Here is a 23685-nt window from a genome sequence, read left to right as displayed (position 1 = left end):
GGGCTAGGGGGAGCGCTCTAGCCACGCAGACACTTGCCTAAGGTCAGTAAAGTCAAGGAGGGCTTCTGCCAAAGCTTCAATCTGATGGGCAGAGAGCTGGCGAATGCCCTCTTCAAGGCTAGCTGGTAAATCGCCAAACCGCCGCCTTAAGAGGCGCAAGACAACGAGGGTCTCTCCTTGTTGTAATCCCTGTTGCAATCCCTGTTGTAATCCCTCTTCCCGTGCCTCAGCATAAACTTCTTGATAAAACCGTGTCCGCTTCAGCTCTTCTGTGGTAAACCCCAGCATCCGCAGCACCTCCTCCCGACTTAGCTCGGTGAACTTGTACAGGACAATGGTTGTGATCAACTCCATTATGACCTCTGGCCTTGGAACTGCCTCTATGCGAGTGCGCTCTGCCAATAACCGTGCCGCTGTCGGCATTTCTGCTTCGGGTAAGGCTGTGAGCTGCATCAGGGCAAGACTCAAGGGTAATTCCTCAGGTGACCCCAGTTCATTCAGATACACCCGCCGCAGGCGATCGCTCTCCACCAAGACGTCATAGGGTTCAAAGGAGGTTTGTTCCGCTTGGCGATGGGGATAAATGACCACGGCTTGCCAATCAGAGAAGGTGTGGCGATACAGGCGCAGATAGAGAAAAATTTCAGCAAAGAAACGTTCGTAGAAGGTCGTGTCCCGTTGAAACTGCACTTCACAGAAATAGACGGTTCCTGAGGGGTCAGGGGGCACAAAGACGCCGTCAATGCGAAAAGCGGTTTGCTTCAACTCGACTGAGTCAAAACGATACCCTTGAGGAGTCTGTATGCCCAAAATGCCACCTCGCAATCCGCTTTTAGCTTTTCCACGTGCGCCCTAGCGATCGCTAACTCTTGCCACAGAGAAATGACATTTTCCTCAGAAGAAACCCCATCAACCGCAGTCCCACCAGTTCCGCCAATGTTTTCATCAAGCGGTCTTGCTTGGGTTGTAGCAGGGGGGTAACGATATTTCGGGCTGTCAGGGGGTGTAAGGGAGCACTGCCGTGACCACACAGACTTACCGTTGGATACCCCGGCCGCTTCGCATTTCAGGTGTGATAACCGCCACCAACCACTTCTTACCCCTCGTTTTCAGCAATGGCAATTAAATCCCTTTGGTTGAAGTCCACGGGCAGGGTTCGCAAAAACTTGTTAATCCTGTCTAGTTTACTCAGAAGGTGCTGAATGGGGTCTTGGGGGTCAAGGATTAGGTTCATCGGCCAGCCTCTCCACTCGTGTCTATGGAGTTATCCTTTGCCGATATGCTCGATATGCACAGAAGGCAAAAATTTTTTAGGTTGCTGCTGTGACGCTCTGCCAAGACACCCCCGCCTTCATCGCACTCAGGACGCCAATGGCCTCGGCATAGGACTGGCAAGGGATTGTTTCTATCCCCAAATGGGCACCTGTCACATTGAGGGTTGTGGTATTGTTAGCCACCGTTAGGATGGGGACGCCCTGATGGGCAAAGGCGAGAATTCCCCGTCCACCAAGGGCAGTGGCCGGTACAATCACAGCATCCACGGCCTGTCGCCACAGCGCCTCAGTAGCACTTGGGCTATAGCGGGGGGCACAACTCAACCCCACCAACACCGAGGGCAAAAAGGTGTAGCCAATTTCCTCAGCAAGGGCACGGGGATGCACCGTTTCGTCAAGGGGGAGGGGTTGCAGTGCAGGAGCATGGGCCGCAGGAATCTGAAAGTGCTGAACCACTAAATGACTAATCACGGCTTCCGCCCCCGCTAGGGGATCTACCCCTTGGCCACTGCGATAGTGCTGTAAAGCTGCCGTACTAGGATTGTCGGGAAAGCGGGTGACAATCGCGATCGCGTCCGCCTGAGCCGCTTGAATCAGTTTTTCTGCCGCCCGCAATAAACTACCCGGGTTCGCCACCGTGCCCCATGTTGCGCCGGAGGCAGCGGTTTGCAACTGTACTTCCAAGGGTTCATCCGTAATAACAGGTTCAGTAATGGTTAAACCTAAGGTGGCAGAACAGGCCGCCGCTGCTTGACGATGGCGAAGTTGGAGAGCCGCTTCAATCGCCGCATCTAGTAACAGGCCAATACGATTTGGACGGGGTGGCAGCAATCCCCAACGGCCAACCGCAAATTCATCAAGGGCATAGCCTTCCACATACCAAACATTGGGCAGTGGCCAATAAAGCATTGCCCCATTGAGAACATTGGGATGGGTAATCAGGCGATCGCACACCTGCGCCAAGGCACGAACAACTGGAATCGCATCACCCGCATAGCCGCCAATGGCAGCCCCAATGCCGGTTGGAATGATCAGAACTGCCGTCAGCACGTTAGCGACTAGCTTGGGCAGGGAGGGGAGCCGGCTGCACGGCCACGGTTACAGTTTGGCCACTACGGCGCACTTCCAGTTCCATGGTGCGACCAATGCCTGTGCTTTCCACCATTTGCTGTACTTGATCCGCTTTGGTGATGTTTTGGCCATTGATGCGGCGGATTACATCTCCCGGTTGCAGACCCGCACGGGCGGCTGGCGAGTTGGGCAGGACTTGAAAAATCAAAACACCCGAACTTTCCTGGACGCGGACAGGACTATTGGGATTCGCATTGAGACGTTGCTGCACCTCAGGGGTGAGATCGGTCATGCGAATACCCAAGAAGGGGTGATCGACGCGACCGTTGGCAATCAGTTGGTTGGCAATTCGTTGAGCTGTATTGATGGGAATGGCAAACCCCAAGCCCTGGGCACCACCAATGATCGCGGTGTTCATGCCAATCACCTCTCCCCGTTGATTCAACAGGGGGCCACCAGAGTTGCCGGGGTTAATGGCCGCATCGGTTTGAATGAAGCCCACCCGCTTATCGGGCACGCCAATATCGCCGCTAGAGCGTCCCGTTGCACTAATGATGCCCGCAGTCACCGTATTATCGAGACCCAAGGGATTACCGATGGCGATCGCCCACTCACCAGGACGCAAATTATCAGAATTGCCAAGGCGTACCACGGGCAAATTGTTGGCATTCACCTTGACCACGGCCACATCAGTCAGCTGGTCTTGCCCCAGAACTTGACCCTCAAACGTGCGACCATCTTTGAGAGTTACCCGCACCCGGTTGGCACCATCCACCACGTGGGCATTGGTGAGGATCAAGCCATCACTGCTAATGATAAAGCCAGACCCGATACCCCGTTCTTCACGGCTGCGGGGGGGCATCATTGGCCCAAAAAATTCCTGAAAGAAAGGATCATTAAAGATCGCGGGCACACGGGTCTGCACCGTACGGGAAGCATCAATCCGCACCACCGCAGGGCCGACTTGGTCAACAGCACGGGCAATGAAGTTAATGTCATTTCCCGCCGGTAGCGGTGCCGGTAACTGCGCCAAGCTGGGAGTCACCAAGGGCGTTGACGCTGGCATCAAGTGGGTAGCAAACATTGCAGCGGCTGCCCCCAATGCCATTAACGACAGATAAGTGACCGATTTACCAAGACGCACTGTCATAGGTGATTGCCCTTTTGCTGACACTGGTTCTTGAAGATAGACGGCAATTGAGGGAAGCAAGTTCCAGTTTCTAGCCTACCACTTCAGCAAGTTGAATTTCTCCATGTCAACAGTGTCACGGTTGCGATAGATGGCCAAAATAATGGCTAAACCCACGGCTGCTTCGGCGGCTGCTACCGTAATCACAAACACGGCAAAGACTTGCCCTTTGATTTGCTGGCCATCCAGATAGTTGGCAAAACCAATCAGGTTGAGATTGACAGCATTCAGAAGCAACTCAATGGACATAAGCACACGCACAGCATTGCGACTGGTGACGAGGCCATAGATGCCAATACAAAACAGCAGTGCTGCCAAGATCAAAACATAGGTTAACTGCATCGTCTTTCCCTATTTTTCAGACAAGGCTACAGGTTCACGGGGACGCTCCGGTAACTCCAAGGGAGGTACCACCTCTTCCCCTAGGATGGGTTCAGGTTCCAAGACCAGTTCGCGGCGGGCGAGAACCACTGCCCCAATCAAGGCCATCAGCAGTAAGACCGAGGCCAATTCAAAGGGCAAGAGGAAATCGCTGAAAAAGTGCTGGCCAATCGTGGTGATGCTGTCAGTCGTGGGCGGCAGGGAGCTGAGTTGCCAAGGGGTTTGCAAAATCATTTTTGTCAGCAGGGCAAAGACGCCAAGGGAGACCACTGCGGCGCCCCCCTGACGCAGCCAACGCCCCGGCACTGGCGTATAGGCCTCGCGCTTATTGACGAGCATGATCGCAAAGAGGATGAGAACGTTCACCGCGCCGACATAGATGAGAATTTGAGCCGCTGAGACAAAGTCAGCATTCATGAGAATATACAGCCCAGAGATGCTGAGGAACACGCCCCCCAGCAAGAAGGCAGAATAGACAACATTGTTCAGGAGCACAACACCAAGGGCAGCAACAATCACCGCACCGGCAAGGGCAAAGAAGGTAATCGTTTGGGTCAGGGTGGCTAAGTCCACAGCAACAACTCCTAGTTCTCAGATAATTCAGCAGTGTTGGCGATCGCCTCTGGACGCTCTCCGGCCCGTTGGGCACCCGCAGGCAAATCATGGCCAGACATTACCCCCGCCGGCAGGTAGGCAAACTCGCGGATTGGTGTCACCATCGGGTCTTGGGTCACTTTGTAGGGAATGCGTCCCATTGCCACACTGTCGTAGTTCAGCTCATGGCGATCGTAGGTGGCCAGCTCGTATTCCTCTGTTACCGAGAGGCAATTGGTGGGGCAGTATTCCACACAGTTGGCACAGAAGATGCACACACCGAAGTCAATGCTGTAGTGCTTCAGTTCTTTCTTCTTGATCTCTTTGTTGAAGACCCAATCCACCACGGGCAGGTTAATGGGGCAGACGCGCACGCACACTTCACAGGAAATGCACTTGTCAAACTCAAAGTGAATCCGTCCCCGAAACCGTTCCGAAGGAATGAGTTTTTCGTAGGGATACTGCACCGTCACGGGCCGCCGCCGCATGTGATCAAAGGTAACGGAGAGGCCTTGACCAATGTACTTAGCGGACTGCACTGCCTCTTTGGCATAGTTGGTAATCTGATTGAGGAATTTCATGGTGTCACCTCATGGGAATGGAGAGTTTGTTAACCGCCAAAGGCTACGGGAAAGGCGAGCTTTAAGCCAGCGGTCAGCAGCAAATTCACTAGACCCACGGGCAATAGGAATTTCCAACCAAGGTCTAGGAGTTGGTCAATGCGCACACGGGGGACTGTCCAGCGCAGCAGAATCGCCAAAAAAACAAAGAAGTAGGCCTTAATCAGGGTCATTGTGATCCCCAGCACCGCAAAGGCAATCTGCAAAAAGGGATTGCTCTCACTCACCCCAAGGAGATTGGCAATGGTTTCTAGGGGAATGGGGAAGCTCCAACCACCGAAGTAGAGAACACTCACCAAGAGCGCCGACAGCACAAGGTTAACGTAGGCACCAAGGTAAAAGAGGGCAAACTTCATGCCAGCGTACTCTGTTTGGTAGCCAGCCACGAGTTCTTCCTCGGCTTCCGGCAAGTCAAAGGGGAGGCGCTCACACTCTGCCAGAGCCGCAATCCAAAAGATCAAAAAGCCGATGGGCTGCCGCCAGACATTCCAACTCAGGATGCCATACTCAGACTGCTGCTCAACAATTTCCACCGTGCCCAAGCCATTGGACATCATGGCCACTGCCAACACCGCCAAGGCAAGGGGAATTTCATAGCTAATGGATTGTGCCGCTGCCCGCAGTCCCCCCAGTAGGGAGTATTTGTTGTTGGAGGCATAGCCCGACATCAGCAGGCCAATGGGCGCAATACTGGAGAGGGCAATCCAGAGGAAGACCCCCATCGCCAAGTTGGAGATCAGTAGGTTTTGGCCAAAGGGGACAATAACATAGGACAAAAAGACGGGAATCACGACCACCGCTGGCCCAAGGGTAAACAGCCAGCGATCGGTATTCGCGGGCAAAACATCTTCCTTAAAAATCAGTTTTAGGCCGTCGGCCAAGGGTGCCAAAATCCCCAATGGGCCAATGTATTCCGGGCCAATACGCTGTTGCACAGCAGCAGAAATTTTCCGTTCTAGCCAAACAGCCACCAGTACACCCACGGTAGCCACAATGAGCATCATTAACATTGGCAGGGGTAGCCATAGCAGCTTGGCCAGATCATGGGAGAGGCCAAGGGATTCCAATGCACTAATAAACTGCCCCTGTAAGTCAATACCAGATTCCATAGCGATTCGATCGCGCCCCACCTACAGACACGCTCTACAGTATAAGGGTTTTATTTCCGTTCCGAAGATAGATCTGGGGCAAATTTTTATCACCACAGGTATTACAGATGTTTATAGTTTACACCTAGTGTCTTTGGGTCTCAGATGTCAGTAGGATCAAGGCAGGTAGCCAGTTTTGAGGGAGAGAGAGGGTGGCGATCGCGATCCAAAATGCGGTGATTTGTACCCCAGAGGGGGAATTACGACAACAACAGGTGCGCCTTGAGGGCGATCGCATTACCGAAGTGGCAGAAACCGTCACTGTCCACCCAGAGGATACGATTATTGATGCAACGGGCTTAACGCTACTGCCGGGGGTGATTGACCCCCAAGTGCATTTTCGCGAACCGGGCTTAGAGCACAAAGAGGATCTATTTACCGCCAGTTGTGCCTGTGCCAAGGGGGGAGTCACTAGTTTTTTAGAAATGCCCAATACCCGTCCCCTGACGATTGATCAGGCCAGCTTAGACGATAAACTCGCCCGCGCTGCTGCCAAATGTGTCGTTAACTATGGCTTTTTCATTGGCGCTACTAAGGATAACCTTGCCGTCCTCAATACCGTCCACCCCGTCTGTGGCATCAAGATTTTCATGGGGTCAATGCACGGCCCGCTACTAGTAGATGAGGAGCCAATTTTAGACCGTATCTTTAGTGATGGCAAACGCCTCATTGCTGTCCATGCCGAAGATCAGGGGCGTATCCGTGCCCGTCGTGAACAATTCGCCGGCATCAGCGATGTAGCCGTACACTCGCAAATTCAAGATGAAATTGCTGCCCTCAACGCCACCCAGTTAGCAGTGAAGCTCTCCCGTAAATACGAACGCCGCCTGCACATTCTCCATCTCTCCACAGGGATTGAAGTGGACTTTCTGCGCGAGCACAAACTTCCTTGGATAACGGTGGAAGTCACCCCCCAACACTTGTTGCTGACAACAGATGCCTATGGGAAGATTGGCTCCCTAGCGCAAATGAACCCACCCCTGCGCACAGCAGTAGATAATGAAAAACTCTGGCAGGGACTATTGGAGGGGGTGATTGACTTTATTGCCACCGATCATGCCCCCCACACCCTAGAGGAAAAGGCGCAGCCCTATCCCCAAAGCCCTTCGGGTATGCCGGGGGTGGAAACCTCTTTGCCCCTGATGTTGACCCAAGCAATGGCCGGTCGCTGTACTGTGCCCCAAGTGGCGCGCTGGATGTCCACTGCCGTTGCTGCGGCCTACGAAATTCCCAATAAAGGGAAAATTGCCCCCGGTTACGATGCGGATCTGGTGCTCGTGGATTTGCAGACCTATCGCCCAGTGCGCCGTGAGGAATTGCTCACCAAATGCGGATGGAGTCCCTTTGAGGGCTGGTCATTGACGGGGTGGCCAGTTTACACCTTTGTGAATGGTGAGATTGTTTTTAGCCAAGGGCGGGTGAATACCGATGTGCGCGGGCGTGCCCTTAAGTTTGGCTTGGGCTAGGGGCATTGGCCAAATGCCAATTAAAAAAAGACGCCAGCTCTGCAAAAACGTCCTCTGATTCGGGAGTTTTAATCTGCGTGGGACATCCCCTCAAACAACTGTACCTCAACGACAACGCCAGCCTGTCGCAGTTTCCGTTGTAAGCGCACGGTATCACTGAGGAGCAAATCACGGGTGCCAGAAATTAACAGGGTGGGGGGCAGGCCTTGTAAATCGTTGTACAAAGGGGACACTAGGGGGTGCTGTAGATCATAGCTGCCTGCATAGCGGCGTGCCATCGTCGCCAACATGCCCTCATAGCTGACGATGGTGCTGTCAACATATTCGTGGCTAAATAGGGTGTCACTGGTTTTGCTGAGATCAGCCCTAAGGAGTCAGGGGAGAGTCGCCCTCGGCAGCGGTAAATTTAACCGCCGTAGCTCGCACACCAAAGCTAAGAGTAACCCACCCCCTGCTGAGGTGCCAAAAAGACCAATGGTTGCCGGTGCTTGAACTTGGATTAAGGCTTGCCACACCGCCAAAGCATCTTCCAAACTTGCGGGAAAGGCCTCATCAGGCCCTTGACGATAATCAACACTGAGGACTCTTTTTTGACAGCGATAGGCAGCTAAGATAGCTTCCCCAATGCCCAACTCGCCACTGACAAGGGTATAGCCACCACCGTGAACGTGGAGGAGCAAGTGATGACGAAACTGCTCAGGTATCTGGGGGGGCACAATTTGATAGACTCTAACTCCCGCCATTCCTGTGGCGAGGATTTCTACTGGATAGTGCGCCATCAATGGCGGCAATGAAGTCTCGCCAACCTTGTTCATCCGTAGGGGCATGGATTACTGCTTCAATGATGTCCTCTAGGGGTTGGGCAACGGCCTGCTGTAGTTGTGGACTAGCGGCAGCGGGGACAGGCAACTACCGAGGGGGGAGCGATCGCGGACTGGAATGAGACATTGCTGGATTCCTATGAACTCGTGCTAATCTGAGGCAAAGGGATAGTGTAACTCTATTTAGACAACACAATGCGTATTCTGGTTACTGGCGGCGCTGGTTTTATTGGTTCCCATCTAGTTGATCGGCTGATGGAAGCGGGTCATGAGGTCATTTGCCTAGACAACTTCTTCACTGGTACAAAGCGCAACATTCTACGCTGGATGGGTCATCCGAATTTTGAGCTAATCCGCCATGATGTCACCGATCCGATTCGCCTTGAGGTGGATCAAATCTATCACTTGGCCTGCCCCGCCTCGCCAGTTCACTACCAGTACAACCCCGTGAAAACGATTAAAACCAATGTCATGGGCACCCTCCACATGCTGGGGTTGGCCAAACGTGTGAAGGCACGGTTTCTCCTTGCTTCCACCTCAGAAGTCTATGGTGACCCGTTGGTGCATCCTCAATCTGAGTCCTACTGGGGGAATGTCAACCCGATTGGTATCCGCTCTTGCTACGACGAAGGGAAGCGGGTGGCAGAAACTCTCACCTTTGACTACCACCGCCAAAACAATGTAGATGTGCGGGTGGCACGGATTTTTAATACCTATGGCCCGAAAATGCAGGTCAACGATGGCCGCGTAGTCAGCAATTTTATTGTCCAAGCCTTGCAGAGCATTCCCCTCACCGTTTATGGGGACGGCTCCCAAACCCGTAGTTTTTGCTATGTCAGCGATTTGGTGGAAGGGCTGATTCGGCTGATGAATAGCGATCACATTGGCCCTGTGAACCTTGGCAACCCTGATGAATACACCGTGCTGGAGCTAGCCCAAAAAATCCAAGCCCTGATTAATCCGGGGGTGGAAATTCAGTTTAAGCCCCTGCCCAGTGATGACCCCCAGCGCCGTCGTCCCGACATTACCCTTGCACAAACCGTGTTGGGCTGGCAACCGACGGTTCCCCTGCTAGAGGGGCTGCAGCGGACGATTCCTGATTTTGCGGAGCGGTTGGGCGTCCCCTATACGCCTATGATGGTGGAAGTTTAGGGAGAAATTGGCAATGCGGGTGTGTGTAATTGGCACCGGCTATGTGGGCTTGGTCACGGGAGTGTGCTTGGCACATATTGGCCATGAGGTACTTTGCATTGACAACAATACAGATAAGGTGAAGCTCCTCCAACAGGGGGAATCCCCCATTTATGAACCCGGCCTTGCGGAGTTGCTACGCAGTTGTATTGCCAGTGGCCACATTGCGTTTAGCAGTGACCTTGGTGCTGGGGTGGAGTTTGGTGACGTCCTCTTTATTGCTGTTGGTACACCCGCCTTGCCCAATGGTGAAACCGATACCCGTTATGTAGAGGCGGTTGCTCGTGGTATTGGTGCCCATCTGCATTTGGGGTACAAAGTCATTGTCAACAAATCCACCGTGCCGATTGGTTCAGGGGACTGGGTGCGGATGATTATTCTCGATGGTGTGGTGGAGCGAGAACCGGATTTGGCGGATGCCATCAAAGCAGGGGCAACCCACCCCCCCTTGGATTTTGATGTGGTCAGCAACCCTGAATTTCTGCGGGAAGGCTCCGCTGTCTATGACACGTTTAATCCCGATCGCATTGTCTTGGGCAGCAGTAGCCGCAAAGCGATTCAAATCATGCAGGAACTCTATGCGCCGATCATTGAGCGCAAGTATGCGGCTGATCCCACCTTGCCCCCCGTGCCTGTCTTGGTGACGGATCTCAGTTCGGCAGAAATGATTAAGTACGCTGCTAATGCCTTTTTGGCAACAAAAATTAGCTTTATTAATGAAATTGCCAATATTTGCGATCGCGTGGGGGCGGATGTGGTGCAAGTGGCCAAGGGGATTGGTTTAGATTCCCGCATTGGCGAGAAGTTTCTGCAAGCGGGCTTGGGCTGGGGTGGTTCCTGTTTTCCCAAGGATGTTTCGGCGCTCATCCACACGGCCGAAGACTACGGCTACGATGCCCAGTTGCTCAAAGCAGCGGTGCAGGTCAACCAACGCCAACGCTTTGTTGTCATTGAAAAACTGCAACAGGTGCTAAAAATCCTCAAAGGTAAAACGATTGGCCTTTTGGGGTTAACGTTTAAGCCCAACACCGATGATCTGCGGGATGCCCCTGCCCTTAATCTGATCGAGGAACTGCATCGCTTGGGTGCCAAGGTCAAAGCCTATGACCCCCTCGTATCCCAGTCGGGTCTGCGATCGGGCCTCTCCCATGTGATTGTGGAAACGGATTTGCTACACCTCGCCGATGGCTGTGATGCTCTAGTGTTGGTGACCGACTGGCCGCAGTTCCAACAGGTGGATTATGGGGAATTGGCCAAGGTGATGCACCAACCTGTGATCATTGACGGCCGCAACTTCTTGGATCGCAAGGGGCTAGAGTCACTAGGCTTCCGCTATGCGGGGATTGGCCATTAAGCATGGAACCGCCCAGCCTGATCTATGAGCAGGCCTACTGGCAACAGGGCTATTATCGCGTGGTCGGTGTGGATGAAGTGGGTCGGGGTTGTTTGGCAGGGCCAGTGGTGGCCGCAGCCGTAATTTTGCCTGTGGACTGTATGCCTCTTCCAGAGGTGCACGACTCCAAGCAGTTGAGTGCCCGCCAGCGATCGCGCCTCTTTGGGCAGATTTGTAACCAAGCGATCGCCATTGGCATTGGTAGTGCCAGTGTGGCGGAAATTGATCAGGTGAATATCCTGCAAGCCACCTATCGAGCGATGGCGCGTGCCCTAGCGCGGGTTGCCCCTTGGGATCATGCCCTAATTGACGGCAAGCTAACAAAAACAGCACCCTTTGAAAAGGTAACGGCAATTATCGGGGGCGATCGCCACAGCTACAGTATTGCCTGTGCCTCGATTATTGCCAAAGTACGGCGCGATCGCTTCATGGCGCGTTTGGCTCGCCGCTATCCCCAGTACGGCTGGGAACGCAATGCGGGCTATGGCACCCCCCAACACCGTCAAGCCCTTGAGCAGTGTGGCCTTACCCCTTGGCATCGGCGATCGTTCTTGAAATCCTTGCTTCATCCTGACCCACACTTGTGTAATGCCATCACAGGAGAGTAGGCTGAAGAATGGGAAAGGATGACGTTTTGTTGAGGATTCCATGCGGGTTTCCCTTCGCTGGCTACGGGAATTAGTGGCTGTTGATCTCGATGTGACGACTTTGGCCGATCGCCTGACGATGGCGGGATTTGAAGTCGAAGAAATTGAAGATCGGCGCACATGGGCGGAAGGGGTTGTGGTGGGTCATATTTTGGCCTGTGAACCCCATCCCAATGCGCAAAAATTACGGGTCTGCCAAGTGGATGTGGGAGAAAGGGAACCCCGCACGATTGTCTGTGGGGCACCCAATGCCGCAGCAGGGCTGTATGTACCCGTGGCGCTACCGGGGGCATATTTGGCAAAAATTGATCTAAAAATTCGGCCGGCAAAACTGCGGGGGGTGAAGTCTGAGGGCATGATTTGCTCTCTTGCTGAATTGGGTCTGGCCAGAGAATCCGAGGGCATTCACACATTCGCTGATTCAGTAACCGTAGGGGAAGATGTACGTCCTCTCCTCGGCTTAGATGATGTGATTTTGCACCTGACCTCAACGGCTAACCGCGCCGATGCCCTGAGTATGGTGGGCATTGCCCGTGAAGTGGCGGCCTTAACCGGTGCCCCTCTGACCCTACCTACGCCACTTGGGATCGCCCCCAAAAAGTCCCGTGGGAAGGCGCCTGTACGGCTAGCGATCGCCGACTCCCAAGCCTGCCCTGCCTACTGTGGCACATTGATCACCAATGTCCGGATTGCCCCTTCGCCCGATTGGCTCCAGCAACGCTTAGAGGCTGCGGGTTTGCGTGCCATCAATAATGTGGTGGACATTACCAACTACATTCTCCTGAAGTGGGGTCAGCCCCTCCATGCCTTTGACTGGGATCGCCTGCAAGCTGTTGCCTCACAAACCCCTGTCAGCGTAGGGGTGCGCTTTGCCAAGGCGGGGGAAACGCTGAAAACCTTGGATGGCGAGGAGCGAGTCCTAAGTCCGGACAATCTGCTGATTACTGCTGGTGACGTGCCCGTTGCCCTTGCCGGGGTGATGGGGGGTGAAGAGACAGAGGTACACAATGCCACTCAAAACGTTTTTCTTGAAGCCGCCCTCTTTGCCAGTCCGGTGATTCGGCGATCGGCTCGCGCCCAAGGACTGCGCACGGAAGCGTCAGCTCGCTACGAACGGGGGGTAAACCCTGCGGAACTAGAGGCGGCTACCGCGGAAGCGATCTCCCTATTGACCGAAATTGCCCAAGGCACAGTGACCTACACCACGTTGGCGGATCAGCGTCCTCCCCTTGAGCGCACCCTGACGCTGCGACTGGAACAAGTGCATCGGCTGTTGGGGGCAGTGGTGTCTCAGGATGAAGACAGCGACGAACTGGCCTATTTGGATGCAGAGACCGTTGAAGAGTTGCTGAGTCGCCTTGGCTTTCACATGACCCGTCAAGAGACCTTTGAGGATGAGTTGGTCGTTTGGTCGGTGCGGGTGCCCCCCTACCGCTTTCGGGATATTGAGCGGGAGGTGGATCTGATTGAGGAGATTGCGCGGCTCTACGGTTACGATCGCTTTGAGGAAACATTGCCCGCACAAGCGGAGTTGGGGGCATTGCCGCTGGAACTCACCCTGTTGCGGGAGCTACGGGCAGCCTTTCGCGGGGCGGGTCTGACGGAATTGATGCACTATTCATGGGTAAAAGGTGGTCAACCCAACCAAGTCACTGTGGTGAATCCACTGGTGTCCGAGTTTTCTTCACTGCGGACGGATCTCATCACGGGTCTCGTCCAAGCGTTTCGCTACAACCAAGAACAGGGCAATCCGCCTCTCAATGGTTTTGAAATTGGCCGTGTCTTTGGTCAGGATGAGGAAGGTCTCTGGGAAAGCGATCGCCTTGGGGGCATCATTGGGGGCGATCCGTGGCAAGGCAAGTGGGTGCGCCGCTCTCAGCAAGCCCAACCCCTCACGTGGTATGAAGCCAAGGGAATTCTTGAGAGTGTCTTTCAGCGATTTGGGTTGAATGTGGAATATCAGAGCGATCGCCAAGATGAACGCCTGCATCCGGGGCGAACAGCGGCTCTTTGCTTAAGTGGAGAACGCCTTGGCATCTTTGGCCAGTTACACCCGCAGTATGCGGCTACTCTTGACCTTCCTGCTGCCGTTTATGTCTTTGAACTGGATTTGGAGGTGCTCCTGAGTCGCCTAGAGGAACGCTATCGCCAAATTACCTTTCAACCCTTTTCAACCTATCCTGCCAGCGATCGCGACCTTGCCTTTTTTGCGCCGGCAGAGCTGACGGTGGCTGAACTGAGTCGCACGATTTGGAAAGCTGCGGGTGGTCAATCCTCCCTGCTAGAGAGCGTGGAAGTCTTTGATGAGTACAGTGGCACAGGGGTACCCGCAGGACAGCGCAGTTTAGCCTTTCGACTGACGTACCGCGCCAGCGATCGCACCCTCACCGAGGCAGAAGTCAACGAATTGCATCAGCGCATCCGCGACAGCCTTGTGGAAAAATATGCCGTTACCCTCCGTAGCTAAGGAAGAGCCATGAGTACAGCCTTGACTACCGATTGGCAGAGCCTTGCCGATTTAGCCCTCGCCGATGAATGCCTCAGCCGCGATCAAGCCCGTGCAGTGCTTCAGGCTCCGGATACTGAACTGCTGAATCAACTGGCGGCGGCCTACCGAGTGCGCTACCATTACTGGGGCAATCGGGTACGGTTGCACTATCTCCTCAATGCCCAGAGTGGTCTTTGCCCTGAGGATTGCCACTACTGCTCCCAATCGAAAATCTCGACCGCTGAGATTGAAAAGTATCCCCTACTCTCCCAAGAAAAAATTCTGGCCGCCGCCGATCGCGCTGCTCAACTCAAGGCCGGGACGTTTTGTATGGTCATTTCCGGGCGATCGCCCAATGAAAAGGTCTTTGAGCAGGTGCTTGCTGCTATCCGGGCGGTTAAGGAGCGCTATCCCCTGAAAATCTGTGCCTGCTTGGGCTTACTGACGGCTGAACAAACAGCACGCCTTGCTGCGGCGGGGGTGGATCGCGTCAACCACAACCTTAACACCTCAGAAAATTATTACAGCGAAATTTGCACCACTCACACCTTTGGCGATCGCGACCAAACCTTAGCCAATGTCCAAGCCGCGGGAATCACAACCTGTTCTGGGGGCATCTTGGGTATGGGGGAATCCGATGACGATGTGATTGATCTTGCCCTCTCGCTGCGGCAGCGTCAGGTCACCAGTGTGCCGGTGAACTTTTTGATTCCCATTCCGGGGACACCCCTTGGAACACAGCACAGCCTCAATCCTCGCCACTGTTTACGCATTCTCGTGCTATTTCGTCTGCTCTTGCCGCGTCAGGAGATCCGCATTGCCGGTGGTCGCGAAGTGCACCTGCGATCGCTCCAACCCCTGGGCCTCTATGCCGCCAACTCCATTTTTGTTGGTGATTATCTGACCACCCCTGGGCAAGCTCCCCACCAAGACTGGCAAATGATTGCCGATGCCGGCTTTGTCCTCGAAGACCCTGAGGGGCGGGCGATCGCCCCATAACATCTGCGCTGCGCATCGCTAAACTAGGGATTGGCGGCACTACTGTTGCGGAGTCTCTCATGGGCGTTGTTGGTGGCCTTTTGCTGATAGCAGCGATCGTCCTCTTTTTTGTGCAGCGCCACTATCGCCTAAAGCTCCGCAGCCTGAAGCTGGCCACACCCGCGACAACGGCAGATTTGCATCATCTGCAACAGCAAGTGGCTGAGGAAATTGGTGGCGGCAACCTGCGGGAATATGTCAAGGTCTCTGGCCAGATTGTTGTGGATCAGCCGTTGATCTCGGAGTTGAGGCAAGTGCCCTGTGTCCACTACCGCATGTGTGTCAGCCGCGAATATGAAGAGCAGGTGCGCGAAACCGATAGTGAAGGCCGCACCCGCTGGCGCACCGAACGGCGCTCCGACACGATTAGCAGCAATAGCCAGACCATTCCCTTCCGTGTGCGCGATCGCTACGGTGAAATCGAGGTGGATGCCCGTGGGGCGGATATTGAAACCATCCAAGTGCTGGATGAATTTCGCCCCGCCAATACCGCTGGCCGCTTGACCTTTGGCAGTTTTCAAGTGAATCTCGGTACTCTCGCCTTTGGCAGTGGTAATACCATTGGTTATCGCTACCAAGAGTGGATTTTGCCCGTGGATCGGCAGGTGCTTGTTGTCGGCACCGCCAGTGATCAGACGGGAACGCTGCGTATTGAACGTCCCACTGCTAAAGGGCAAAAGTTCTTTGTCTCCCTGAAATCCGAAGACAGCCTCAGTCAAGACACTAGCAATGCCGTGCTCTATTCAACCATTGGCGCTGCCGCCTGTGGGGGGTTGGGGATCTTGTTGATCTTGGTGGGGTTGCTGTAGCAGTTCACTGAGGGCTAGCCAATCCTCGAGGCGGAGGGCTTCGGCGCGGCTATTAGGATCCCGCCCCAACTGAAGCAGGGCCTGGCGCACTTGATCGGGTTCCACAAGGGACTTGAGGGCATTGGCGAGCATCTTGCGGCGAGTGGCAAACCCTTGTTTCAGCAGAGTTTCCAACCATTGGGGCGATCGCACCCTTGGCAGCGTGGCGTGGGGTCGCAGACAGACAACCACAGAATCTACCTTAGGTGGCGGCTGAAAGGCACGGGGGGGCACGTGACACACCGTCTCACAGGTGGCTAAAAATTGTGCCCGTACCGAAAGAGCACCATAGGCCTTGCTATTGGGAGCGGCCATCAGGCGATCGCCAATTTCTTTTTGCACGAGCAGAATTAATCGCTCAAAGGGAGGCCGACGCGGCCGCGCAATACTGCCCAGCAGGTGTCCCAGCAATGGCCCTGTGATGTTGTAGGGGATATTGGCCACCACCTTGTGGCAGTTCAAGGGAGCTAAATCAACCTTCAGAATATCCCCCTCAATCAACTGAAATCGATCTCCGCCAAACTGCTGCCGCAACTTGCTGCACAGATCCCGATCCAGCTCAACTGCCACCACCTCAGCACCGCTCGCCAAGAGGGGTCGAGTCAGGGCACCCCGACCCGGACCAATTTCCAGCACGCGATCGCCCGCTTGCAGTTCTGCAGCAGCAATTATTTGCGCTAAAACCGACTCACTGCGCAGCCAATGCTGGCCAAACCGTTTGCGGGCACGAATCACCTAGCGTGGTCCCAAGCCGACCGTGGGCGCATACACCGCTTGATCTCCCAGTTCTGCTTCAATACGCAGAAGGCGGTTGTACTTGGCGACCCGTTCACTCCGACAAAGGGAGCCTGTTTTGATTTGACCTGCACGGGTGGCGACAGCCAGATCCGCAATGGTGGTATCTTCGGTTTCGCCAGAGCGGTGGCTAATCACCGAGCGGTAGCCCTTGCGAGTCGCCAGATCAATGGTTTGCAGGGTTTCCGTCAAGGAACCAATCTGATTGAGTTTTATCAAGATTGCATTGGCCACCCCATTGTCAATACCGCGTTGCAGCCGCTTCGGGTTGGTGACAAACAAGTCATCCCCCACCAGTTGAATGCGCCCGCCAAGGGTTTCGGTCAGCAGTACCCAGTTGTCCCAGTCTTCCTCCTGCAAGCCATCCTCGATTGAAACAATAGGATAATTGCTCACCAGTTCTTCGTAGTAGCGGATTAACTCAGGACCAGTACGGCTGGTATTATCAAACACATATTTGCCGTCTTCATAAAATTCATTGGCGGCGACATCGAGGGCGAGCGCAACCTGAGTGCCGGGGGTATAACCAGCGGTTTCAATGGCCTGAAGCAGAATATCCAAGGCCGCTTGGTTGGAGTCTAGGTTAGGCGCAAACCCACCTTCATCCCCCACCCCCGTAAGCAAGCCCTTGTCAGCCAGCACCTTACTCAGAGCGGCAAAAACCTCTGCTCCCCAGCGCAATCCCTCCCGAAAACTGGGAGCACCAACGGGCATAATCATGAATTCCTGAAAGTCAATGTTGTTGGCGGCATGGGCACCCCCGTTGATCACGTTCATCATCGGCACGGGGAGGACATTGGCCAGAGGCCCCCCCAGATAGCGATACAGCGGTTGACCGAGATATTCTGCCGCCGCTTTGGCCGTGGCAAGGGAAACCGCAAGAATCGCATTGGCGCCAAGGTTGGATTTATTCTCACTGCCGTCGAGTTCGATCAGGCACTGGTCAATTGCTGTTTGATCAAGGGCATTGAGATCCACGAGGGCATTCAGAATCGTGGTTTCAATATTTTCGACCGCTGTCAGTACCCCTTTGCCACCGTAGCGTTTGGGATCGCCGTCACGCAGTTCATGGGCTTCAAAACTTCCCGTTGAGGCACCACTGGGGACTTGAGCGAGTCCAACAATGCCACAATCGAGTTCAACTTCTGCTTCTACAGTGGGTCGCCCCCGGGAGTCCAAAATTTCGCGGGCACGAATCGTTGCGATCGCCGTATCCATCATCTGCTTGTTCCTCAGTATGCAGATAAATTCTACGATACCTAACCGACAAAGCTTAAGTCTGAAGGTTCGCCTCGGCAGGAACTGTCCTATGCTGGATTGCTTTTGTTGCCTTGGACTGGTTTAATTTAACTCAACTTTTGCTTGATTTCGTCCATTTGCCTGTTTAGGGAATGATGGTCAGCACAAGTCGACACGATTCAGTAATTTACTTCTGACAAAAGATATTTAGAACCTTTTGGCCATTCGATATCACTAGGAATCAGTCATGACCACCATTACCCGAAGTCGTTCCCCACAATCAGAATTACCCAGCCGCCAGATCACCGCAGAAACTGTTCATTATCAGGTTGTGCACTGGATTAGGGGTCGCTTTCGGATTCGCATTCCGCGGTTGGGCTTTGATGCTGAATATGGGGCACGGTTGCTCTATTTGGTGGGCAATTTACCGGCAGTCACAACGGCGCGCATTAATCCCCCCGCTCGCTCTTTAGTGGTGGAATATAACCCGAAGCTCTTTGGCGAAGCCTTGGCAACGGTACAGGGGCAAATTTTTGAGTCGATTCAAGTGGCAGCCAACCCTGAAGTGAAAGCCCTCAGCAGTGAAACAACCGCTGCTGCGACTGAGACCCATGAGATTAACTACTGGGAACGCTTGGGCTTGCCGGCGTTGGGGCTAGGGTTGAGTTTGGCAGCTTGGATGGGGGTGCCCATTCCCGGTTACCTCATTGCCAGTGTGGTGATTGCAGGGGCAATGCCCGTGTTTCAGCGAGCTTGGGCAGCCATTCAAGAGGAGAAACAGTTAACGATTGACTTCCTCGATGGCTTGGCAATTTCCCTGCACACGATGCAAGGGCACTATTTTGCCCCCTCCTTTATGCTGGGTCTGATCGAGGGGGGCGAAGTGATTCGTGACCTCACGGCAAGGGGATCGGAGCGCGCCAACCTTGATCTGCTGGATTGCCTCGGCAAAACCACCTTTGTGGAACGGGATGGGGTTGAGGTTGAGGTTGAAGTGAAAGACCTCGTCGAGGGCGATCGCGTGGTTGTCTATCCGGGGGATCAAATTCCCGTTGATGGCATCATTTTGCGGGGTACAGGTCTCATTGATCAGTGCAAACTCACGGGCGAGTCCGTACCGGTAACGCGCACTGAGGGAATGGAGGTTTTTGCTTCGACCCTACTGGTGGATGGCCAATTGGTCATCTTAGCGGAGCGGGTGGGCAACAATACCCGCGCGGGTGTGATTGTCGGCTTAATGCAGTCGGCACCGGTGCATGATACTCGCATTGAAAACTATGCGGCTGCTGTCGCTAACCAGATGGTGGTGCCTACCTTGGCCATTGGGGCAGGAGTAGGGTTACTCTCTGGGGATTTGAATCGGGCGATCGCTCTGCTGACCCTTGACCTCGGTACGGGGATTCGGGTTTCTGTCCCCACCACGATTCTCTCGGCGCTGACCTATGCCGCTCAACATGGCGTCCTCATTCGCAGTGGTCGCGCGATCGAAAAACTGGCTCAAATTGACACGATTGTCTTTGATAAAACCGGCACCCTGACCCAAGGCCATGCCGGCGTGACAGATATTAAAGTCATGGATCCTCACTTCAGCGCCGATGACATCCTCAGTATGGCCGCCAGTGCTGAGCAGGGACTCACCCACCCCGTAGCTGAAGCCATTGTCCGCCATGCCCGCGAAACCCATCAGCCCCTCTTTGATTGTGAAGACTGGGAATACCGCGTTGGCCTCGGTGTGGCCACAAAAGTGCGGGGTGTGGATCTGCGGGTGGGTAGCCGCCGCATGATGGAGCAGGAAAACATTTGCCTGATGGATCTCAATGAACGCTTCCCTGATCTCGATTCTGGGCGGGCGTCAATTGTCTATGTGGCTGGGGATGGTCGGTTAATTGGGGTGATTCTCTACAGCGATCCCATCCGCAATGAAAGTCCCGAAGTCATCCGTGAACTCAAAGGCGCAGGCATTACTCCCCATATGCTGACGGGTGACATTGGCCGCGTTGCCCGTGCGGTGGCTAAAGACTTAGGGATTGCTCCCAACAATATCTACGCCGAAGCCTTCCCGGAAAAGAAAGTGGAGGTGGTGCGTGCCCTCCATGACAGCGGTAAAGTGGTTGCTTTCTGTGGCGATGGTATCAATGACTCTGCGGCTCTTGCCTATGCCGATGTCTCTATTTCCTTTGCCGGCGCAACCGATATTGCCCGTGAAACCGCCGATGTAGTGCTGATGGAGGATGACTTGCGGGGACTGACCCTTGCCATTCGCATTGCCAAGCAAGCGATGGAGATCGTCTGGCAAAACACAGCCATTGTGGCCATTCCCAATATCGGTGCGCTGCTGTCGGGGGTGTTCTTTGCCCTTGACCCGATTTTGGCCGTGGTCATTAACAATGGCACCGCCATCCTAGCCGAGTTGAATGGGTTGCGCCCCTTGGCAGGTCCCGGTGGCCCCTTGCCCTTACCGCCCGTCAAAGACACACAGGAATTTCTCGCTGAATGGGAAGCCACCCACCCGGCTCAGCCGGTGCAGCATATTCCCCCCAAAGTTACTGGCACTCATGCTTAGGACTGCCGCTGAGTGGAGGGCGAGAGGGCTGCCAATTCACGGTTGCTGAGGGGACGAACGGCTCTGGGCGGAAGATTGCCAAGGTGAACGGGGCCGATCGCAATCCGTTGTAAGGCAACAACAGGATAGCCAAGCTGATCAGCAACACGGCGAATCTGGCGGTTGCGGCCTTCGTGCAGGATAATTTCCAAGAGGGAGCGATCGCCCTCACTGCGCAGGAGCTGAACGGCTGCGGGTAACGTCATCACCCCGTCCAAGGGAATGCCCTCTCGCCATCTTTGTAACACCTTTTCTGGCGGCTGTCCCTGCAGCCAAACACGGTAGGTTTTGGGGATGTGATGGCGGGGATGGCTGAGATAGTAGGTGAAAGCCCCATCATTGGTGAGCAAGAGGGCACCGCTAGAGTTGGCATCTAAGCGACCCACAGGATGCAGTCCGGCCACGCGCTGATACGCAGGCGGCAAGAGATCAAGAACGGTGGTGCGCCCTTGGGGATCGTTGCAGGTACAGAGAACACCCCTTGGTTTATGGAGCAGCAAATAGAGACGCCGGGGCGGGTGGGGGGGGGTGAGGCGCCGGCCTCTGTATTCAATGCGATCGCGCGTTGGATCGACTTTGTCCCCCAATTGTGCCCGCTGACCATTCACGAAGACCTGACCGCTGCGGATGAGCATTTCTGCATGGCGTCGCGATGCCACTCCCCAATGGGCAAGGACTTTTTGTAACCGCTCCGTGGTCATGGTTGCTCTCTAGGATCAGGTTGCATTTTTGAGGGGAATCTCTATGACCAATCGTTGCCGCAGAGTTGCCAATCCCCCAGCAGAATTGGTACAAAAGAACTGTTCAATCCTTACCTAATTATCTGCCGTGAGGAGTTCTATGAAATCTCTCTACAAACTTGCCGCCTTAGGATTAATTTTAGTCGGCTTTTCGACAACGCTAGTTGCCTGTGGTGGTGGCGGTGGTGGTACAACCAATAACCCAACCCCAACCCAATCCCCCAGTCCGCAAACTCCAGGTCAGTAGTTCCTTTTAGCTTTTATCGATAGAGTCTATTTTTATTTTAATGATGTTGAAACTAGGGGTAGCCGTCAGGGTTGCCCCTCTTTAATTGCAATTGCCCAGCCGCTGATCGAGTTACCCAAGGGAGCTTTCCAACTGATACTGCTCCCAAAGGGATTGATATAGTCCCTCTGCTGCCACCAGTTCATTGTGAGTACCCTGCTGGACAATCTGCCCTTTATCCATCACCAGAATGCGATCGCAGGTGGCCGCTGCTGACAGTTGATGGGAAATAAACAGCACCGTGCGTGTGCGCCGTTGTTCCCGCAGCGCTTGCAAAATTTGGCTGGCAGTTTGATTATCCACACTGGCTAGGGCATCATCCAAAACAAGGATCGGTGCATCCGCCAGTAGGGCACGGGCTAAAGCGGTTCGTTGTCGCTGGCCTCCCGACAGGGTAATCCCCCGCTCCCCCACAAGGGTCTCGTACTGCTTGGGAAAGTTGAGAATCTCGTTGTGAATTTGGGCTTGGCTGGCGGCGGCAATCACCTTTAGGTCTGTGGCATCCGGTTCGCCATAGCGGATGTTGTTTTTAATCGTGGTGCTAAAGAGAAAGCTCTCTTGGGGGACGTAGGCAATCGCTGCCCGTAAGTCGGCAAGGCGCAAGCGCGTAATGTCAATGCTATCGAGAAAAATCTGACCGGGGGCAATCTCCAATAAATGGGGGAGAGCACTGGCCAATGTGGATTTGCCACAGCCAATGGGGCCGACGATCGCCACCATTTCTCCCGCTTGAATTTCAAAACTAAGGTGATTGAGGGCAGGGGTGCTGCGATTGGGGTAGGTAAAGGTCAAGTCTTGACAACGCAGGTGTCCCTGAACGCGATCGCGGGGTAAAGCAATGGCATCTGGCGCATCTGTAATGCGGGGTTCGACACTTAAGATAGCTTCAATACGGTCAATGCTCACTTCTCCCCGTTGATAGGTGGTAATCGTAAACCCCAGCAGGGCTGTCGGGAAAATCAACCGCTCAATGTACAGCAGCAGAGCAATAAAATCCCCCACCTGAATCGTATTGGCTGCAATCATGCGGCTGCCAAACCACAGCAAAATCAGCAAACTAAAGCTGACCATCCCCCCCAAGAGGGGAAAGAGAATGTTGCGGGTTTTGGCCAAGACCAAGTTATTCCGAAGTAAGTCTTGATTTAACTGATCAAACTGGCGTTGTTCATTGGCTTCTTGGCCATAGATTTTAATCAGGGCAATGCCACTCATGTCCTCTTGAATGAGATCGCTGAGTTCCGAGAGGCTTTGTTGCACCTCTAGTTGTTCGGCCCGCAGGCGATCGCTAAAAGTTTGGACAATAAAGAGAACTGCGGGATAGACGGCGATCGCCCCCAAACTCAAGCCCGGATGAATCGCCAGCATCACCGGCAGCGTCATGCCGTAGGCAAAAACCGTGTTAGCGGCACTCAAGAGGGCAAAGCCCACCAGACGGCGGATATTGTCCACATCACTCGTGGCACGGCTAATGAGATCCCCAGGGGTATTCTCCGCAAAGTAACTGGGTTCTAAACGCAGGAGATGTTCAAAGAGCCGTTGCTTGAGGTCAAATTCCACCAATCGCCCTGCGCCAAAGATCCAGAGGCGCGAGGCCATGCGAATCAGCCACATCAGGGAGGCTAGGCCAATGAGCAGCAGGGCATAAAATACCACCCGCTGAAAGTCAAACTTAGCCTGCAATTCATCAACCGCAGTGCCAATGAGCAGGGGCAAATAGGTGCCCAAAAGGTTGACGATAAAAAGGGCGACAATCCCCCCCCAAATTTTTCCTTGGTGAGGACGCAAATAGGTCAGCAGGCGACGAAAACGGCTAGAGCGGCCAGTTTTAGGAAGAGTAACCATATCCTCAACCTA

At 54.2% G+C, this 23685-nt stretch carries 22 protein-coding genes and 1 pseudogene; 10 read left to right on the top strand and 13 right to left on the bottom strand.

Annotated features, from left to right (window positions below):
• Positions 1-3: 3 nt before the first annotated feature.
• The 8 genes from NBE99_RS01340 to nuoH form a co-directional block, all read right to left on the bottom strand.
• The gene (locus tag NBE99_RS01340) at positions 4-765 is read right to left on the bottom strand and encodes an Rpn family recombination-promoting nuclease/putative transposase (protein WP_250682727.1); all 762 of its coding nucleotides are present in this window, start codon (positions 763-765) and stop codon (positions 4-6) included.
• 331 nt (positions 766-1096) lie between these two features.
• A complete protein-coding gene (locus tag NBE99_RS01335) occupies positions 1097-1234 on the bottom strand; it encodes a hypothetical protein (RefSeq protein ID WP_250682726.1) in 138 nt (45 codons plus the stop codon).
• Positions 1235-1310: 76 nt separating this feature from the next.
• Positions 1311-2324 carry a DUF3326 domain-containing protein gene (locus NBE99_RS01330; protein WP_250682725.1) on the bottom strand — a complete coding sequence of 338 codons (1014 nt, stop codon included), beginning with the start codon at positions 2322-2324 and terminating at the stop codon, positions 1311-1313.
• 1 nt (position 2325) lies between these two features.
• Positions 2326-3495, bottom strand: coding sequence for an HhoA/HhoB/HtrA family serine endopeptidase (locus tag NBE99_RS01325; protein WP_250682724.1), 1170 nt, complete (start codon positions 3493-3495; stop codon positions 2326-2328).
• Positions 3496-3570: 75 nt separating this feature from the next.
• Positions 3571-3876 (bottom strand): NADH-quinone oxidoreductase subunit NuoK, encoded by a 306-nt coding sequence (gene nuoK, locus NBE99_RS01320; RefSeq protein ID WP_011056517.1) that lies wholly within the window; start codon positions 3874-3876, stop codon positions 3571-3573.
• A gap of 9 nt (positions 3877-3885) precedes the next feature.
• Positions 3886-4488: an NADH-quinone oxidoreductase subunit J gene (locus NBE99_RS01315; protein WP_250682723.1), complete on the bottom strand. Its 603-nt coding sequence runs from the start codon at positions 4486-4488 to the stop codon at positions 3886-3888.
• 11 nt (positions 4489-4499) lie between these two features.
• Positions 4500-5090, bottom strand: a complete 591-nt coding sequence (gene ndhI, locus NBE99_RS01310; protein WP_250682722.1) for an NAD(P)H-quinone oxidoreductase subunit I — start codon at positions 5088-5090, stop codon at positions 4500-4502.
• Between the two features lie 29 nt (positions 5091-5119).
• Positions 5120-6238 (bottom strand): NADH-quinone oxidoreductase subunit NuoH, encoded by a 1119-nt coding sequence (gene nuoH, locus NBE99_RS01305; protein WP_250682721.1) that lies wholly within the window; start codon positions 6236-6238, stop codon positions 5120-5122.
• Positions 6239-6492: 254 nt separating this feature from the next.
• On the opposite strand from nuoH, the gene NBE99_RS01300 reads away from it, so the two are divergent.
• On the top strand, positions 6493-7743 hold the full coding sequence (locus NBE99_RS01300; protein ID WP_399371023.1) for a dihydroorotase: 1251 nt from the start codon (positions 6493-6495) through the stop codon (positions 7741-7743).
• Positions 7744-7811: 68 nt separating this feature from the next.
• On the opposite strand, the pseudogene NBE99_RS01295 reads toward NBE99_RS01300, so the two are convergent.
• Positions 7812-8486, bottom strand: a pseudogene (locus tag NBE99_RS01295) (alpha/beta hydrolase).
• Between the two features lie 47 nt (positions 8487-8533).
• Between NBE99_RS01295 and NBE99_RS01290 the strand changes: the two are divergent.
• The 7 genes from NBE99_RS01290 to NBE99_RS01260 all read left to right on the top strand — a co-directional run bounded on the left by NBE99_RS01290 (position 8534) and on the right by NBE99_RS01260 (position 16130).
• Positions 8534-8686, top strand: coding sequence for a hypothetical protein (locus NBE99_RS01290; protein WP_250682719.1), 153 nt, complete (start codon positions 8534-8536; stop codon positions 8684-8686).
• Between the two features lie 73 nt (positions 8687-8759).
• A complete protein-coding gene (locus tag NBE99_RS01285; RefSeq protein WP_250682718.1) occupies positions 8760-9716 on the top strand; it encodes a UDP-glucuronic acid decarboxylase family protein in 957 nt (318 codons plus the stop codon).
• 13 nt (positions 9717-9729) lie between these two features.
• Positions 9730-11109 (top strand): UDP-glucose/GDP-mannose dehydrogenase family protein, encoded by a 1380-nt coding sequence (locus NBE99_RS01280; protein ID WP_250682717.1) that lies wholly within the window; start codon positions 9730-9732, stop codon positions 11107-11109.
• A 2-nt stretch (positions 11110-11111) separates the two neighbouring features.
• Complete coding sequence (locus NBE99_RS01275; RefSeq protein ID WP_250682716.1) at positions 11112-11756, top strand: ribonuclease HII; 645 nt, start codon at positions 11112-11114, stop codon at positions 11754-11756.
• Positions 11757-11796: 40 nt separating this feature from the next.
• A complete protein-coding gene (gene pheT, locus NBE99_RS01270; protein WP_250682715.1) occupies positions 11797-14262 on the top strand; it encodes a phenylalanine--tRNA ligase subunit beta in 2466 nt (821 codons plus the stop codon).
• A 9-nt stretch (positions 14263-14271) separates the two neighbouring features.
• Entirely contained in the window at positions 14272-15282 is a 1011-nt protein-coding gene (gene bioB, locus NBE99_RS01265; RefSeq protein WP_250682714.1) for a biotin synthase BioB, read from the top strand.
• A 59-nt stretch (positions 15283-15341) separates the two neighbouring features.
• The gene (locus NBE99_RS01260) at positions 15342-16130 is read left to right on the top strand and encodes an E3 ubiquitin ligase family protein (protein ID WP_250682713.1); all 789 of its coding nucleotides are present in this window, start codon (positions 15342-15344) and stop codon (positions 16128-16130) included.
• Here NBE99_RS01260 and rsmA read toward each other — a convergent pair.
• Positions 16065-16904, bottom strand: a complete 840-nt coding sequence (rsmA, locus tag NBE99_RS01255) for a 16S rRNA (adenine(1518)-N(6)/adenine(1519)-N(6))-dimethyltransferase RsmA (RefSeq protein ID WP_250682712.1) — start codon at positions 16902-16904, stop codon at positions 16065-16067. The genes NBE99_RS01260 and rsmA overlap by 66 nt on opposite strands.
• Positions 16905-18185: a phosphopyruvate hydratase gene (gene eno, locus NBE99_RS01250; protein WP_250682711.1), complete on the bottom strand. Its 1281-nt coding sequence runs from the start codon at positions 18183-18185 to the stop codon at positions 16905-16907.
• 265 nt (positions 18186-18450) lie between these two features.
• On the opposite strand from eno, the gene NBE99_RS01245 reads away from it, so the two are divergent.
• Positions 18451-20766: a heavy metal translocating P-type ATPase gene (locus tag NBE99_RS01245; protein WP_250682710.1), complete on the top strand. Its 2316-nt coding sequence runs from the start codon at positions 18451-18453 to the stop codon at positions 20764-20766.
• Here the strand turns inward: NBE99_RS01245 and NBE99_RS01240 are convergent.
• Entirely contained in the window at positions 20763-21506 is a 744-nt protein-coding gene (locus NBE99_RS01240; protein ID WP_250682709.1) for a pseudouridine synthase, read from the bottom strand. The two genes, NBE99_RS01245 and NBE99_RS01240, sit on opposite strands and share 4 nt — an antisense overlap.
• A 139-nt stretch (positions 21507-21645) precedes the next feature.
• Between NBE99_RS01240 and NBE99_RS01235 the strand changes: the two genes are divergently transcribed.
• Positions 21646-21792 (top strand): hypothetical protein, encoded by a 147-nt coding sequence (locus tag NBE99_RS01235; protein WP_250682708.1) that lies wholly within the window; start codon positions 21646-21648, stop codon positions 21790-21792.
• A gap of 111 nt (positions 21793-21903) precedes the next feature.
• On the opposite strand, the gene NBE99_RS01230 is transcribed toward NBE99_RS01235, so the two are convergent.
• Positions 21904-23673, bottom strand: coding sequence for an ABC transporter ATP-binding protein (locus NBE99_RS01230; RefSeq protein ID WP_250682707.1), 1770 nt, complete (start codon positions 23671-23673; stop codon positions 21904-21906).
• Positions 23674-23685: the final 12 nt, after the last annotated feature.

This window comes from Thermosynechococcus sp. HN-54 (assembly GCF_023650955.1).
Classification (GTDB): domain Bacteria; phylum Cyanobacteriota; class Cyanobacteriia; order Thermosynechococcales; family Thermosynechococcaceae; genus Thermosynechococcus.
The sequence above is the reverse complement of the archived record's forward strand: the minus strand, read 5'-3'. Positions and strand labels throughout refer to the sequence as shown.

Coding starts and splice junctions, on each gene's coding strand:
- NBE99_RS01290 (WP_250682719.1), top strand. CDS start 8,534: ATGAAGTCTCGCCAACCTTGTTCATCCGTAGGGGCATGGATTACTGCT.
- NBE99_RS01335 (WP_250682726.1), bottom strand. CDS start 1,234: ATGAACCTAATCCTTGACCCCCAAGACCCCATTCAGCACCTTCTGAGT.
- ndhI (WP_250682722.1), bottom strand. CDS start 5,090: ATGAAATTCCTCAATCAGATTACCAACTATGCCAAAGAGGCAGTGCAG.
- NBE99_RS01275 (WP_250682716.1), top strand. CDS start 11,112: ATGGAACCGCCCAGCCTGATCTATGAGCAGGCCTACTGGCAACAGGGC.
- NBE99_RS01235 (WP_250682708.1), top strand. CDS start 21,646: ATGAAATCTCTCTACAAACTTGCCGCCTTAGGATTAATTTTAGTCGGC.
- NBE99_RS01260 (WP_250682713.1), top strand. CDS start 15,342: ATGGGCGTTGTTGGTGGCCTTTTGCTGATAGCAGCGATCGTCCTCTTT.
- nuoH (WP_250682721.1), bottom strand. CDS start 6,238: ATGGAATCTGGTATTGACTTACAGGGGCAGTTTATTAGTGCATTGGAA.
- nuoK (WP_011056517.1), bottom strand. CDS start 3,876: ATGCAGTTAACCTATGTTTTGATCTTGGCAGCACTGCTGTTTTGTATT.
- NBE99_RS01325 (WP_250682724.1), bottom strand. CDS start 3,495: ATGACAGTGCGTCTTGGTAAATCGGTCACTTATCTGTCGTTAATGGCA.
- NBE99_RS01230 (WP_250682707.1), bottom strand. CDS start 23,673: ATGGTTACTCTTCCTAAAACTGGCCGCTCTAGCCGTTTTCGTCGCCTG.
- eno (WP_250682711.1), bottom strand. CDS start 18,185: ATGATGGATACGGCGATCGCAACGATTCGTGCCCGCGAAATTTTGGAC.
- bioB (WP_250682714.1), top strand. CDS start 14,272: ATGAGTACAGCCTTGACTACCGATTGGCAGAGCCTTGCCGATTTAGCC.
- NBE99_RS01240 (WP_250682709.1), bottom strand. CDS start 21,506: ATGACCACGGAGCGGTTACAAAAAGTCCTTGCCCATTGGGGAGTGGCA.
- NBE99_RS01280 (WP_250682717.1), top strand. CDS start 9,730: ATGCGGGTGTGTGTAATTGGCACCGGCTATGTGGGCTTGGTCACGGGA.
- NBE99_RS01245 (WP_250682710.1), top strand. CDS start 18,451: ATGACCACCATTACCCGAAGTCGTTCCCCACAATCAGAATTACCCAGC.
- pheT (WP_250682715.1), top strand. CDS start 11,797: ATGCGGGTTTCCCTTCGCTGGCTACGGGAATTAGTGGCTGTTGATCTC.
- NBE99_RS01285 (WP_250682718.1), top strand. CDS start 8,760: ATGCGTATTCTGGTTACTGGCGGCGCTGGTTTTATTGGTTCCCATCTA.